Annotated in this window: 12 protein-coding genes; all 12 read left to right on the top strand. The window is 72.3% G+C overall.

What is annotated here, in order from left to right:
* Nucleotides 1-326 precede the first annotated feature (326 nt).
* Entirely contained in the window at nucleotides 327-1,157 is an 831-nt protein-coding gene (locus Pen02_RS36460) for a hypothetical protein (RefSeq protein ID WP_203870755.1), read from the top strand.
* Nucleotides 1,154-3,421 carry an ATP-binding protein gene (locus Pen02_RS36455; RefSeq protein WP_203870754.1) on the top strand — a complete coding sequence of 756 codons (2,268 nt, stop codon included), beginning with the start codon at nucleotides 1,154-1,156 and terminating at the stop codon, nucleotides 3,419-3,421. Before Pen02_RS36460 ends, Pen02_RS36455 begins: the two co-directional genes overlap by 4 nt.
* Before the next feature lie 166 nt (nucleotides 3,422-3,587).
* Entirely contained in the window at nucleotides 3,588-4,280 is a 693-nt protein-coding gene (locus tag Pen02_RS36450) for a hypothetical protein (RefSeq protein ID WP_239141873.1), read from the top strand.
* 110 nt (nucleotides 4,281-4,390) lie between these two features.
* Complete coding sequence (locus Pen02_RS36445; RefSeq protein WP_203870753.1) at nucleotides 4,391-5,566, top strand: outer membrane protein assembly factor BamB family protein; 1,176 nt, start codon at nucleotides 4,391-4,393, stop codon at nucleotides 5,564-5,566.
* 213 nt (nucleotides 5,567-5,779) lie between these two features.
* Complete coding sequence (argC, locus tag Pen02_RS36440; protein WP_203870752.1) at nucleotides 5,780-6,787, top strand: N-acetyl-gamma-glutamyl-phosphate reductase; 1,008 nt, start codon at nucleotides 5,780-5,782, stop codon at nucleotides 6,785-6,787.
* Between the two features lie 133 nt (nucleotides 6,788-6,920).
* Nucleotides 6,921-8,132, top strand: coding sequence for a bifunctional glutamate N-acetyltransferase/amino-acid acetyltransferase ArgJ (argJ, locus tag Pen02_RS36435; protein ID WP_203870751.1), 1,212 nt, complete (start codon nucleotides 6,921-6,923; stop codon nucleotides 8,130-8,132).
* On the top strand, nucleotides 8,129-9,034 hold the full coding sequence (gene argB / locus Pen02_RS36430; protein WP_203870750.1) for an acetylglutamate kinase: 906 nt from the start codon (nucleotides 8,129-8,131) through the stop codon (nucleotides 9,032-9,034). The genes argJ and argB overlap by 4 nt, the downstream gene beginning before the upstream one ends.
* Nucleotides 9,031-10,317 carry an acetylornithine transaminase gene (locus Pen02_RS36425; RefSeq protein ID WP_203870749.1) on the top strand — a complete coding sequence of 429 codons (1,287 nt, stop codon included), beginning with the start codon at nucleotides 9,031-9,033 and terminating at the stop codon, nucleotides 10,315-10,317. The genes argB and Pen02_RS36425 overlap by 4 nt, the downstream gene beginning before the upstream one ends.
* Nucleotides 10,317-11,336 carry an ornithine carbamoyltransferase gene (gene argF, locus Pen02_RS36420; RefSeq protein WP_203870748.1) on the top strand — a complete coding sequence of 340 codons (1,020 nt, stop codon included), beginning with the start codon at nucleotides 10,317-10,319 and terminating at the stop codon, nucleotides 11,334-11,336. The genes Pen02_RS36425 and argF overlap by 1 nt, the downstream gene beginning before the upstream one ends.
* Nucleotides 11,333-11,848: an arginine repressor gene (locus tag Pen02_RS36415; RefSeq protein WP_203870747.1), complete on the top strand. Its 516-nt coding sequence runs from the start codon at nucleotides 11,333-11,335 to the stop codon at nucleotides 11,846-11,848. Before argF ends, Pen02_RS36415 begins: the two co-directional genes overlap by 4 nt.
* The gene (locus tag Pen02_RS36410; protein ID WP_203870746.1) at nucleotides 11,845-11,994 is read left to right on the top strand and encodes a hypothetical protein; all 150 of its coding nucleotides are present in this window, start codon (nucleotides 11,845-11,847) and stop codon (nucleotides 11,992-11,994) included. Before Pen02_RS36415 ends, Pen02_RS36410 begins: the two co-directional genes overlap by 4 nt.
* Nucleotides 11,995-12,002: 8 nt before the next feature.
* Nucleotides 12,003-13,469, top strand: coding sequence for an argininosuccinate lyase (gene argH / locus Pen02_RS36405; protein ID WP_203870745.1), 1,467 nt, complete (start codon nucleotides 12,003-12,005; stop codon nucleotides 13,467-13,469).
* Nucleotides 13,470-13,603: the final 134 nt, after the last annotated feature.

Raw genomic sequence — 13,603 nt, 5'->3', positions numbered from 1 at the left:
ATGCCCTGCGCGATCTATATCGGCGGGCGCCTTCTCGGAGAAGGGCTTCGAGCAACAGAGCCGCCAGCACGACGAGAGGCGGTCCGCCCGCTGCGGCGAGCAGGTCGGCGAGGTGTGCTGTCCAGAGTGGGGCCATTCCCCCAGCAGAACCGACGATCTGCCGTCGCATCCCTCGCCAGGAGGGAAAGCCGCCTTCCCGACTGTGTCCGGGCAGTAGTGGCAGAACCCGTACTTCTACGGAGTCTCGATGGCTCGATACCGCTTTGATGTGCCCTCGGCGCCCGTCTCCCGGACGGGCGTTCGGCTGCGGAAAGGATGGATCAGGCATGAACCACCCGGAGCGACGGCTGCTCATCTCGGTGGACATGGAGCGGTACAGCAGACGTGGAAATGTACGGCAGTACGAGGCACAGCAGGCGTTTCAACAGTTGCTCCACGAGGCGGCCACGGCCGTGGGTCTGGACCGGATCTCGTGGAAGACCCAGCAGGCGGGCGACGGCGAGTTGGCGATCCTGCCGGCCGACGCCAGGGAACCGCAGGTGATCGGTCGGCTGGTGCCGGACCTCAACCGGCGGTTGCGGCACTACAACAGCAGCCGGCTGCCGGAGGCGAGGGTCCGGCTCCGGGTGGCCCTGCACCAGGGGCTGGTCCACCTCGACGGTGCCAACGGCTTCCCGGGTACGGCGGTGATCGAGGTCTGCCGGCTCTGCGACGCGCGTCAACTGAAGAAGGCGCTGACCCTGTTTCCGGACGCCGGAGTGGCCCTGATCGTCTCCTCCGGCATCTACCGGGAGGTGGTCAGCGAGTACCCGGAAGAACTCCGGCCCGAGCGGTTTCGGCGAATCGAGGTGCACCTTCCGGACAAGGACTTCCGCGAGTCCGCCTGGATCTGCGTCGTGGACGAGGACCTGTCGGCGGTTCCGACGGAGATGCTCCTCGCCGAGCCGACACCCGGGCCCGGCCAGCCGGAACCCGGCACATCCAGCGAGGACGGCCCCGCATTGCCAGGTACGACCGCCGGTGGCGCCGACCCCGCAGGGGCGATCAACGTCGGCGGGATCCGGGTCGTCGGCCAGAACGCTGTCGGACACGGCGCGATGGCGATCGGGTCGATCGGTGAAGATGCGAACTTCGGCGGCGAGGGCCGGGCGCGATGAGTGAGCCACAGATCGGGCCGGCACCCGTACCGTCGGTCCCGGATCCGGATCCACGGCCCGACCAGCCGTTCGCTGCCGGTGCCGGCATCGGTGGCGAGGCGCCGTCGCCGATGGTCGGGGAAGAGGCTCCGGAAGCCGCTGCCGAGCATGCTCCCGACCTGGCCGGCCAGGAAGACCCGGATGGGGAGGACGAGGAGGACGAGGAGGAGTTTGCTACCGCCAGCGACGTACTCGCCCGGCTCAGCTCGCTCGGCCTGACGGGAGCGGAGATCGGCGTCCGCGACGTGCGGGTCGACGGCCAGAACGCCACCGGACACGGGGCGACCGCGATCGGGTCGATCAACAACATCACCGTCTCCGATACGGAGAGCACCATCTGGTGTCAGGTGCTGTCGGCGGCGGCCGTACGCGACATGGACGGCGGCTACGCCCCGGCACCCACCGACGACCGGCTCGACCTGCTCCTCAAGCGCAAGCATCTGGTCTGCCTCGACGGTCGGCCCGGCACCGGCCGGTACACCGCCGCCTGTCTCGCCTTGGCCCGGCGGCACGCCGGGGACCGGGTCGCCGTGCTCTCCGCCGGTCAGCTCGGCGAACTCATCCGCCGGGACCGGCTGCTCCGGGGTGGATTCGGATATCTGCTGAGGCTCGACCCTGGTCAGCTTCCGGTGGACGGTTTCACCAGGATCGGCCTCGCCGCCAGGATGGAGACTCTCGGATCCAGCCTGATCCTGATCGGCGACTTCGCCCGGCAGAGCCAGGATCTCGCCGGTGAACTGGTGGAACACCAGGCCGCCGAGGCGTCGGAGGTGTTTCGTCGGCAGCTTGCGCATCGGTTGCGGGGGCGCTGCCTGGCCGGCTGCCCGGGTTGCGACGGCGGCTGCCGATCCGACTACATCTCAAGGGAATGTCTCACCCAGTCGACGCTGCGGGCGTACCTGGCCGGTTCGCCCCGGCCAGCCGAGGTCGTCCGGCTGGTCGACGCGATCGCGCAGAGTATCCCCAGGGGTACGGCGCTCGCCCAACTGCTGGGGCGTCAGTTGCCGGAACAACTACGGCAGCGCGCTCAGGAGATCCTCGAGCCAGCCGGGTCGGACGCCACGCTGACGGAACTCGGCGGAGCCGACTATCTACGCGCCTTCCGGCTCTCCTGTGCCGTGCTCGCCGGACAACCCCTTGCCGAGATCGGCGCCGCCGCCGAGCGGCTGCTCGGCGGCCCCGGATCGGAAGAACCGGGGATGGGATCGACGCTTCGGCAGCCTGATCTCGAACTGCTGCTCGGACCGCCGCTGCGCCAGGCGACGGTGCTGGAGAATCCGGACCTGCGCCCCGGCGCCCGGAGTTTGCGATTCCGGCCGGAGTCCGCCCAACTGCCGGCCAACATGCTGGATGTCGCGTGGCGCGAATGGGCCGTCCCCGAGCGGCTACTGAACTGGTTTGCCGATCTGGTGCGGACGGCGGCACCAGGGTCTCGGCAGGCCGCCGCCGGGGCCATCGGCTGGGCCGCCGGACGTGATGCCGGCGCCGCCATCGGGTTGATTCGCGAACTTGCCGGAGAACGGCGACCGGGCGTACGGCAGGCCGCCGGGATCGCCCTGGTCGCGACGGCGTTGCAGCCCCAACTGCAGCGTCGGATCCGCATCGAACTGGACAACTGGGCAAAGGACGGCAGCGCCTACCAACGTGACACCGTCGCTCGGGCGTACGCGCTCGGCCTCGGCTGGCTCTGGCCCGAAGCCGCGATCGACCAACTGGGCAAGGTGGCCCGGGCCCGGTTGCAGCGCCGGAACAACTCCGTGGTCCGGGCATTGGTGGAGATCTACCAGGCCGGCTCGGCCGATCTGGTGGTGCCGGCGTTGGTCCGATGGGCCGGGTCGGCCGACAGGGAGGTGCGGTTGCACGCCGCGCGGGCACTGCGGGTCCTCGCCGAACGTTGGGCGGAGCCACCTCAGGCGCACTGGCCGGAGCTGCTGGAACTGGTCCGGTCCGGAACGCTGCGGATGTCCGACGTGGGTGCGCTCTGGGCCGTCGCTCTCTCCCTGCCGGAAACCGCGTACCGGTCCTGGCGGACCCTCGGCTACTGGCTCAACCGCGCTGATGGCCGGCCCGAAGTCGCCGACAGCTGCCTGGAACTGCTCCGCCTGACCATCACCGACCGGCCACTGCGGCGCCGTCTCGACCACCAGGTGCGGCACGTGTGGCGTCCCATCATGCCCCGGAACGAACTGCTCTTCCGGGTCTCCCGTCTGACGATCGAGGGCTGACATGTCACTTCCCCCTGTCACACCTGGATTCCCCGCCGGTCGGCCGCCGACGCCACCGCCGGCCGGTTCAGAGTCGCAACCCGAGGTCGGTTGGTGGCGGCGTCTGTTCGGGCCGCCGCTGCCGCCTCCGCCGTCGGTGCCACCGGTACCCCCACCGCCCGAGGTGGTGACACTGCGCTGGGAGACGCCAGAGCCGATCGTGGTGCCGGCGATGGGCGACGCCTTCGACTTCCTGATCCGGGCCGTCTTCAGCTGGACCGCGAACCGGATCACCTACGACGAGCTGCGGTACCGGGTGCACCAGCACAGCCATTGGGCGAACGTACTCGTCCGGGAGCGGACCGCCACCATCGCCCGAACCTTCGCCCCGCACCGTTCACACGAACTGCAGCGGGCGCTGAACGCCGACCTCGGTGGCCAGCGCTGGCCCCGGGGCGCCGACGGCCCGACACCCCGGTTCAGCGTGCACGTCTGGGTCACCCCTGACCCCCGGGTACGCGAGCGCCTCCGTCCCTACTGGGAGGAGCGGATCAGGCTGGAGTGCGAACACGAACTCGGGATGCTGCGGACCGAGCAGGCCGACGAGATGACCAGGCGGTGGCGTGACGTGCTGGAGAGCCTCGACAAGGATCCGGTGACGTCCCACGCGGCCCGGCTCACCGGTGAGCGGTTCGCCAAGGTCTTCGGCGAGTTTGTGCAGGAGCGGAACCAGGCCGTGCCGGATCTGATCACCCTGCTGGAGTACGCGGTCAAAGGCCACGGTGACCTCCAGATGGGGCCGTCGGAGTACACCGAGGCATGGGATGTGGCGCTTCAGGCGTACCGCCGCCAGCATGGGCTGGTGGAGGAGACCGCATAGCAGGTGGGCGGGCGTGTGCGCCGGTTGCCGTCGAGCTGAACCCGGCTACGCTCGGCTGGCCGGCGCCCGTCAGCGTCGCGTCGGATCGGAAGATCAGGTGGAGAGCCGGAATGACGGTGCTCATCGACCTTGGCGTGGAGCGCGGCCTGCCGGACGCCGAGACGCCACCTTCGCCCGGCTCCCGCCGGGTCTCGGTGCGCTGGCTGGCGGGACTGTTCTCCGGCCTGCTGGTGCTCTTCGGGCTCACCGCCGCCGCCCCGCCCGGCGGTGCACTGCGGCCGACGGGATCTCTCGACGTACCGGCCGAGAGCACCTACTTCGTCGCCGACGACGTGTTGCTCGTCTCCGCCGCGCTGGTCGGCCGGTCGAGCACCCTCACCGCGTACGACCTGCCGAGCGGGGAGCGGCGCTGGACGGTACCGGTCACCATCGCCGGTCGGCACCACGCGGAGCGGGTCGGTGACCTCCTGCTGGTCGCCGAGGTGGACTCGGTCGGCCGGCGTACGGTGACCGCCGCCCGCTCGGCCCGTACCGGTGAGATCCGGTGGAGCCGGCCCGGCCGGGTGATCCGGGTCGCCGGCAGCGAGGTGGGGCTCGGGGTCTCCGAGGTGCGCAGCGTCTCCGGCGCCGGTCGCCGGCTGGAGGGCGCGGTCGAGGCGGTGGACCTGGCCACCGGAGAGGTGCGGTGGCGGCTGCCGCTGTCGTCGACCGCGGTCGTGCAGCCGGTGCCCGGCGTACCGGACCGGGTGCTGGTGGTGAACGACAACGTCACGGCCGAGCTGCACGACCTCGCCACCGGCGCGCTGGTCGGCACGGGGGAACTGCCGCCGGCGGACTACGCGCAGAGCAATCCCCGGGTGGTCGGCGACCGGCTGGTGCTGCGGCACCCCGTCGGGCAGGAGCCGACGATCAGCGGCTACGACCTGCCCGGACTGAGCCTGCGCTGGACCCGTCCGGGTGCCGGGACCGGCGAGGTGGTACGGGACTGTGCCGGCATGGCCTGCCTCGACGGCGAGTCGCGGGTGGTCGCCCTGGACCCGGTTACCGGTGCGGAGCAGTGGAGCCGGGCCCGGCCGTACGGATGGAACTCGATCGTCTGGTCCCCGGACATCCTGATCCGCCCGGAGGCGTACGGCGGCCGGTCGCTGCTGGCCGTGGCCGACGGTGCGGAACTGCGGATCATCGGCGCCCTGCCGGCCGGCGTGGTGGACTGCCGGGCCGGGTCGACCGCCCTGGTCTGCCGGACCGCTCCGGACCGGCTGGGTCTGTGGCGGCTGCGCCTTTGACCAGGGCGTCCGACATCCGGCGCGTCCGGTGGAGGCACAGACGGGGCAGCTCGACAGTCCCGACCGCAGACACCCACTGCGCCGAAGCACCACCGGGCTGGTCGGAGCTCGGCAGCCCAGCTGCTGCGATAGACCATTCAGTGCACCGCATAGACTTGCAGTCAATTCCCGTCCCTGCTAGCGTGCTCTCTGCATAGAAATGCGGAGGTGGGCATGGGAATTCGAGTAGCGGTCGCCGGTGCGAGCGGTTACGCGGGCGGTGAACTGCTCCGGCTGATCGCCGGGCACCCCGAACTCGACCTTGTCGCCGCCACCGCGCACAGCCAGGCCGGTCAGCCGGTCGCCGCCGTACATCCGCAGCTCACCGGCCTAGACCTGGTCTTCGGCCGGACCGAACCGGCGGTGCTCGCCGACGCGGACCTGGTGTTCCTGGCCCTGCCGCACGGCGAGTCGGCGGCACTGGCGGCCGCCCTGCCGGACGGGGTCCGCCTGGTCGACCTGGGCGCGGACCACCGGCTCACCGACGCCGCCGCCTGGACCCGCTACTACGGCGGGAGCCATGCCGGCGCCTGGACCTACGGGCTCCCGGAACTGCCCGGCCAGCGGGCGGCGATCGCCACCGCGACCCGGGTCGCCGCAACCGGCTGCTACGCGGTCGCCACCACCCTGGCCCTGGCGCCGCTGCTCGCCGCCGGGGTGGCCGCGCCGGACGACGTGGTGGTGGTCGCCGCCTCCGGCACCTCCGGGGCCGGCCGGTCCGCCAAGCCGCACCTGCTGGGCAGCGAGGTGATGGGCGACCTCTCGCCCTACAAGGTCGGTGCACACCAGCACGTGCCGGAGATCAAGCAGGCCAGCGGGGCGACCGGACTGTCTTTCACCCCGGTCCTGGCCCCCATGCCGCGCGGCATCCTGGCCACCGTCACCGCACCGCCCGTCGGCGACAACCCGGCCGAGCCGCGCGAGGTGCTGGCGCAGGCGTACGCGGACGCGCCGTTCGTGCACGTCCTGCCGGCAGGTCGGTGGCCGCACACCGCCGCCACGCTGGGCAGCAACTCCTGCCATCTGCAGGCGACCGTCGACGTCGACTCCGGTCGGCTGATCGTGGTCAGCGCCATCGACAACCTCGGCAAGGGCGCCGCCGGCCAGGCGGTGCAGTGTGCCAACCTGATGCTGGGGCTGCCGGAGACCACCGGTCTCTCCGTGCACGGAGTCGCACCGTGACCGGGGCGGCGGGCCGCTCCGCAACCGTAGGGGGCGACGCGGCAGCGGCCGACCGGACGCGGCAGGCACCGACGACGATGGATCGGCAGGCACCGACGACGGTAGAACTGACGGGCGACCAGGGAGGGATGGCATGAGCGTCACCGCACCCCGGGGCTTCCGGGCGGCCGGCGTCGCCGCCGGACTCAAGTCCGGCGGTGCCCGCGACGTCGCGCTGGTGGTCAACGACGGGCCGGACGCGGCAGCGGCCGGCGTCTTCACCGCCAACCGGGTCAAGGCGGCCCCGGTGCTCTGGAGTCAGCAGGTGTTGCGGGCCGGTCTGGTCCGGGCGGTGGTGCTCAACTCCGGCGGCGCCAACGCCTGCACCGGGGCACCCGGCTTCCAGGACACCCACGCCACCGCCGAGCACGCCGCCGCGACCCTCTCCGGCATCGGCATCGGCATCGGCGATGACGACGGCACCGGTACCGGCCGTGGTGGGCCGGCGATTGGGGCCGGGGAGGTGGCGATCTGCTCGACCGGGCTGATCGGCGAGCGGCTGCCGATGGACCGGCTGCTGCCCGGCGTCACGGCGGCGGTGGCCGAGCTGGCCGTCGACGGCGGGCTGGCGGCGGCCGAGGCGATCATGACCACCGACACCCGCTCCAAGACCACTGTGGTCGCCGGTACCGGTTGGACGGTCGGCGGGATGGCCAAGGGCGCCGGCATGCTCGCGCCGGCCCTGGCCACCATGCTCTGCGTGGTCACCACCGACGCGATCGCCGGGCCGGCCGTGCTCGACGAGGCGCTCCGGGAAGCCTGCCGGGTCAGTTTCGACCGGGTCGACTCGGACGGCTGCCTCTCCACGAACGACACCGTGCTGCTGCTGGCCAGCGGCGCCTCCGGAATCGCACCGAGCCAGGCCGAGCTGACCGCCGCGGTCACCGAGGCCTGCCGGGACCTGGCCCGGCAACTGATAGCCGATGCCGAGGGGGCGAGCAAGGAGGTCGCCATCGAGGTGGTCGGTGCGGCCGACGAGGACGACGCGGTCGAGGTCGGTCGGTCCGTCGCCCGGAACAACCTGGTCAAGACCGCGCTCTTCGGCAACGACCCGAACTGGGGCCGGATCCTCGCCGCCGTCGGCACCACCGGCGCGGCCTTCGAGCCGGACGACATCGACGTGGCGGTCAACGGGATCTGGGTCTGCCGGGGCGGGGCCGCCGCCGAGGACCGGGCCAAGGTGGACCTCTCGGGCCGGCAGGTGACCATCCGGATCGACCTGCACGCCGGCCCGGCCGAGGCGACCATCTGGACCAACGACCTGTCGCACGCGTACGTGCACGAGAACTCGGCGTACTCGACATGATTCTCACCCGGGACCTGACCGAGGCGCAGCGGAAGGCGGCCACCCTCATCGAGGCGCTGCCCTGGCTGGCCCGCTTCTCCGGCTCCACCGTCGTGGTGAAGTACGGCGGCAACGCCATGGTCGAGCCCGAGTTGCAGCGGGCGTTCGCCGCCGACATGGTCTTCCTGCGTTACGCCGGCCTGAAGCCGGTGGTGGTGCACGGCGGCGGGCCGCAGATCTCGGCCATGCTGCGCCGGCTCGGCATCACCAGCGAGTTCAAGGGCGGGCTGCGGGTCACCACGCCGGAGGCGATGGACGTGGTCCGGATGGTGCTGGTCGGTCAGGTCGGCCGGGAGCTGGTCGGCCTGATCAACGAGTACGGCCCGTACGCGGTCGGCCTCTCCGGCGAGGACGCCCGGCTCTTCACCGCGGTACGCCGGCCGGCGTACGTGGACGGCGAACCGGTCGACATCGGCCAGGTGGGTGACGTGGACGAGGTGAACGTCTCCGCCGTCGCCGACCTGATCTCGGCCGGCCGGATTCCGGTGATCTCCAGCGTGGCGCCGGACGCCGACGGCGTACTGCACAACCTCAATGCCGACACCGCAGCCGCCGCGCTGGCCGTCGCGCTGAACGCCCGCAAGCTGGTGGTGTTGACCGACGTACCCGGGCTCTACGCCGACTGGCCGGACACCGACAGCCTGGTCTCCGAGATCACCGTGGGGCAGCTCGCCGCGCTGCTGCCGAAGTTGGAGTCGGGCATGGTGCCGAAGATGGAGGCCTGCCTGCGGGCGGTCAGCGGCGGGGTACCGGCCGCGCACGTGGTGGACGGTCGGGTGGCGCACTCGACCCTGCTGGAAGTTTTCACATCGGAAGGATTCGGCACCATGGTGGTTCCCGATTCCGGGGCGGTCCCGTCATGACCTCGACCCTGGTCGACCGCTGGACACAGTCCATGATGGACAACTACGGGACCCCGCAGCTCGCGCTGGTCCGAGGCGGCGGCGCGGTGGTGGTCGACGAGGCCGGCCGGGAGTACGTCGACCTGGTCGGCGGCATCGCCGTCAACGCGCTCGGACACGCCCACCCGGCGGTGGTCGAGGCCGTCTCCCGACAGGTCGCCACCCTCGGACACGTCTCCAACCTGTTCGTCGCCGAACCCCCGGTGGCGTTGGCCGAGCTGCTGCTGGCGCTGGCCGGCCGTCCCGGCCGGGTCTTCTTCGCCAACTCGGGAGCGGAGGCGAACGAGGCCGCCTTCAAGTTGTCCCGGCTCACCGGCCGGACCCACGTGGTCGCCACCGAGGGCGGCTTCCACGGCCGGACCATGGGCGCGCTGGCGCTCACCGGCCAGCCGGCCAAGGCCGACCCGTTCCGCCCGCTGCCGGGCGAGGTGACCCACGTCCCGTACGGCGACGTCGAGGCGCTGGCGGCAGCGGTCACCGACGAGACCGCGATGGTGATCCTGGAGCCGATCCAGGGCGAGAACGGAGTGGTCGTACCTCCGCCCGGCTACGTCGCGGCGGCCCGGCGGATCACCGCCGCACACGGCGCGCTGCTGGCGCTGGACGAGGTGCAGACCGGGATCGGGCGTACCGGGCACTGGTTCGCGCACCAGGCCGACGGGATCGAGCCGGACCTGGTCACCCTGGCCAAGGGGCTGGGCGGCGGGCTGCCGATCGGCGCCTGCCTGGCCTTCGGCGAGGCCGCCGAACTGCTTCGGCCGGGCCTGCACGGCACCACCTTCGGCGGCAACCCGGTGAGCTGCGCCGCAGCCCTCGCCGTCATCTCCACCATCGCCAACGAAGGGCTGCTCGACCACGTCAAGCGGGTCGGCGAGCGGATCAGGCGCGGGGTGGAGGCGCTGAACCATCCGCTGGTGGCCGAGGTGCGCGGCGCGGGTCTGCTGCTCGGCATCGTGCTGCGGGCGCCGGCCGCTGCCGCCACCGCCGGGGTACTGCGGGACGCCGGCTTCCTCGTCAACCCGGTGCAGCCGGCGACGATCCGGCTTGCTCCGCCGCTGATCCTCGGCCTGGACCAGGCCGACGCCTTCCTCGCCGCCCTGCCGGCAGCCCTGGACGCGGCCAGCCCAGCGGCCAGCTCAGCAGCCCTGGATGCGGCCAGCCCGGCAACGCCTGACGCGAACAGCCCGGCGGGGCTGGACACGTCGGCGCCGGGCGTCGTCGAGCAGACCCGGGGTGGGCACTGATGCCCCGGCACTTCCTGCGCGACGACGACCTCAGCCCGGCCGAGCAGTCGGCGGTACTCGACCTGGCAGCCCGGATGAAGTCCGACCGGTACACCCTGCGCCCGCTCGCCGGCCCACGGGCGGTCGCGGTGCTCTTCGACAAGCCGAGCCTGCGTACCCGGCTCTCCTTCGACGTCGGCATCGCCGAGCTGGGCGGCCACCCGATCGTGGTGGACACCCAGGTCACGCACTTCGGTCGGGGGGAGTCGCTGGTCGACGCGGCCCGGGTGCTGTCCCGGTACGTCTCCGCGATCGTGCTGCGCACCTTCGGCGACGACCGGATCGCCGAGCTGGCCGAGGGCGCGACGGTGCCGGTGGTGAACGGGCTGACCGACGGCTTCCACCCCTGCCAGCTCCTCGCCGACCTGCTCACCGTCCGGGAGCACTGCGGCGGCACCACCGGCCGCACCCTGGCGTACCTCGGCGACGCGGCAAACAACATGGCGCACTCCTACCTCGTCGGTGGGGCGACCGCCGGGATGCACGTCCGGGTCGCCGGCCCGGCCGGTCACGACCCCGACCCGGCCGTGGTGGCGCGAGCCGCCGAGATCGCCGCCAGCACCGGCGGCTCGGTACGCGTGCTGCGCGACCCGGCCGAGGCGGTCGCCGGAGCCGACGTGGTCGCCACGGACACCTGGACCTCGATGGGGCAGGAGGGCGACGGCCGGGACCGGATCACCGCCTTCCAGCCGTACCAGGTCAACAAGACGATGCTGGCCGGCGCCGCCCCGCAGGTCGTGGTGCTGCACTGCCTGCCGGCGCACCGGGGCGAGGAGATCACCGACGAGGTGCTCGACGGCATCCGGAGCGTGGTCTTCGACCAGGCCGAGAACCGGCTGCACGCCCAGAAGGCGCTGCTCGCCTGGCTGCTGGACCGGCACGCCGAGGAGCTGGCCGCCGCCGGGGAACAGGCTGCGCGGCCGGCCGGCGAGCCGTCGGCGGCCTCGGTCATCGCCTCCGTGGTGGGCGAGTCGGCATGACCGGACCGCTGACCCGGGCCGCCCGGCACGCCCGGATCGTCGAGCTGATCCGCGAGCGGGAGATCCGTTCGCAGACCGAGCTGGCCGACCTGCTCGCCGCCGGTGGGGTGCAGGTCACCCAGGCCACCCTCTCCCGGGACCTGGACGAGCTCGGCGCGGTCAAGGTGCGCGGCGGCGACGGTCCGGCCGTCTACCTCATCCCGGAGGACGGCAAGCGGCCGTTGCGGGACGCCGAACAGGCGCCGGCCCGGCTGATCCGGCTGCTCCGCGAACTCCTCAACGGGGTCGACTCGAGCGGCAACATCGCCGTGCTGCGTACCCCGCCGGGTGCCGCGCAGTACCTGGCCAGCGCGTTGGACCGGGCGGGGCTGCCGGAGGTCGTCGGCACCATCGCCGGCGACGACACCATCCTCGTGGTGGCCCGGGAGGTCACCGGTGGCGCGGCGCTGGGGGAGAAGCTCTCCGCCTGGGCGGGCCGGGAGGAACATGCCGAAGGGAACGCCGCACCATGAGTGGGCGCGTCGTACCGGCGTACGCCGGGAGGCTGGACACCTCGGCCGTCATTGCGTGTTCGGCCAGGGGCTTCGTGCGGGTGTGGGGTGCGCCGAGCAGGCTGGCGACGACCCGGGACGCCCGGTTGGGCGGCTCCGACAAGTGAAGGGTTCAATGTTCGGCGTGGACGACAAGAGCTTGACCGAGAACAGCGCCGGAACCAACCGTACGAGCCTGTGGGGCGGCCGGTTCGCCGGTGGCCCGGCCGAGGCGTTGGCCCGGCTGTCGGTCAGCGTGCAGTTCGACTGGCGGCTCGCCCCGTACGACCTGGCCGGGTCCAGGGCCCACGCCCGGGTGCTGGCCGCCGCCGGCCTGCTGGACCCGGACGAACTCGGTCGGATGCTGGCCGCGCTGGACGACCTGGAGGCGGCGGTGCTGACCGGCACCTTCCGGCCCACCGTCGAGGACGAGGACGTGCACACCGCGCTCGAACGCGGCCTGCTGGAACGCCTCGGCACGCTCGGCGGCAAGCTGCGGGCCGGTCGGTCCCGCAACGACCAGGTCGCCACCGACCTGCGGCTCTATCTGCGTGACCACGCCCGGGGGCTGGGCGCCCGGATCGTCGGGCTGGCCGACGCGCTGGTCGAGCAGGCGGCCCGCAACCTGGAGACCCCGGCACCGGGAATGACCCACGTGCAGCACGCCCAGCCGGTCACCTTCGGGCACTGGCTGCTGGCGCACGTCCAGCCGCTGCTGCGGGACCTGGACCGGCTGCGCGACTGGGACCACCGGGCGGCGGTGAGCCCGCTCGGCGCGGGCGCGCTGGCCGGCTCGGGGCTGCCGCTCGACCCGGTGGCGGTCTCCAAGGAGCTGGGCTTCCGGACCTCGTTCGCCAACTCGATGGACGCGGTCGCCGACCGGGACTTCGTGGCCGAGTTCCTCTTCGTCACCGCGCTGCTCGGGGTGCACCTGTCCCGGATCGGCGAGGAGGTGGTGATGTGGACCTCGCAGGAGTTCGGCTGGATCGAGCTGGACGACTCGTTCGCCACCGGCTCGTCGATCATGCCGCAGAAGAAGAACGCGGACGTCGCCGAGCTGGCCCGGGGCAAGTCCGGGCGGCTGATCGGCGGGCTGGTCACTGTTTTGACCATGCTCAAGGGCCTGCCGATGGCGTACGACCGGGACATGCAGGAGGACAAGGAGCCGGCGTTCGACGCGATCGACACGCTCGACCTGGTGCTGCCGGCACTGGCCGGGATGATCTCCACCATGACGGTCCGGGTGGACCGGCTCGCCGCCGCCGCGCCGGTCGGCTTCTCGCTCGCCACCGAGGTCGCCGACTGGCTGGTCCGCAAGGGCGTGCCGTTCCGGGAGGCGCACGAGGTGACCGGCCGGCTGGTGGCGCTCTGCGTGGCCCGCAACTGTGAGCTGGACGAGGTCTCCGACGACGACCTGCGGCTGGTCAGCGAACATCTCGACCCGGGTGTCCGGGACGTGCTCTCGGTCCGTTCCGCGCTGGCCGCCCGGACCACCCCCGGCTCGACCGGGCCGGGGCCGGTCGCCGACCAGCTCGTCTCCGCCACCGACCAGCTCGACGGCTGGCGGGAGTGGTCCACCGAGCAGGTCGTACCGCGAAGCTGAGCGCCGCACCGGACCTCCCGGAGGTCCTCCAGCTCTGCAAGCAGCGCCGGGGGCAGGTCGGGAAACCGGTTTGCGGGCCGTTGCCGGCCGTGCGAGGATCCTGCGGTCAGCGCCGAGAGGAGGTGAGCCCGATG

The organism is Plantactinospora endophytica, from assembly GCF_016862915.1.
Lineage (GTDB): Bacteria > Actinomycetota > Actinomycetes > Mycobacteriales > Micromonosporaceae > Plantactinospora > Plantactinospora endophytica.
Note: the sequence above shows the minus strand (reverse complement) of the source record. Positions and strands in the feature narration are given on the sequence as shown.

Coding starts and splice junctions, on each gene's coding strand:
- Pen02_RS36460 (WP_203870755.1), top strand. CDS start 327: ATGAACCACCCGGAGCGACGGCTGCTCATCTCGGTGGACATGGAGCGG.
- Pen02_RS36455 (WP_203870754.1), top strand. CDS start 1,154: ATGAGTGAGCCACAGATCGGGCCGGCACCCGTACCGTCGGTCCCGGAT.
- Pen02_RS36445 (WP_203870753.1), top strand. CDS start 4,391: ATGACGGTGCTCATCGACCTTGGCGTGGAGCGCGGCCTGCCGGACGCC.
- argC (WP_203870752.1), top strand. CDS start 5,780: ATGGGAATTCGAGTAGCGGTCGCCGGTGCGAGCGGTTACGCGGGCGGT.
- argJ (WP_203870751.1), top strand. CDS start 6,921: ATGAGCGTCACCGCACCCCGGGGCTTCCGGGCGGCCGGCGTCGCCGCC.
- argB (WP_203870750.1), top strand. CDS start 8,129: ATGATTCTCACCCGGGACCTGACCGAGGCGCAGCGGAAGGCGGCCACC.
- Pen02_RS36425 (WP_203870749.1), top strand. CDS start 9,031: ATGACCTCGACCCTGGTCGACCGCTGGACACAGTCCATGATGGACAAC.
- argF (WP_203870748.1), top strand. CDS start 10,317: ATGCCCCGGCACTTCCTGCGCGACGACGACCTCAGCCCGGCCGAGCAG.
- Pen02_RS36415 (WP_203870747.1), top strand. CDS start 11,333: ATGACCGGACCGCTGACCCGGGCCGCCCGGCACGCCCGGATCGTCGAG.
- Pen02_RS36410 (WP_203870746.1), top strand. CDS start 11,845: ATGAGTGGGCGCGTCGTACCGGCGTACGCCGGGAGGCTGGACACCTCG.
- argH (WP_203870745.1), top strand. CDS start 12,003: ATGTTCGGCGTGGACGACAAGAGCTTGACCGAGAACAGCGCCGGAACC.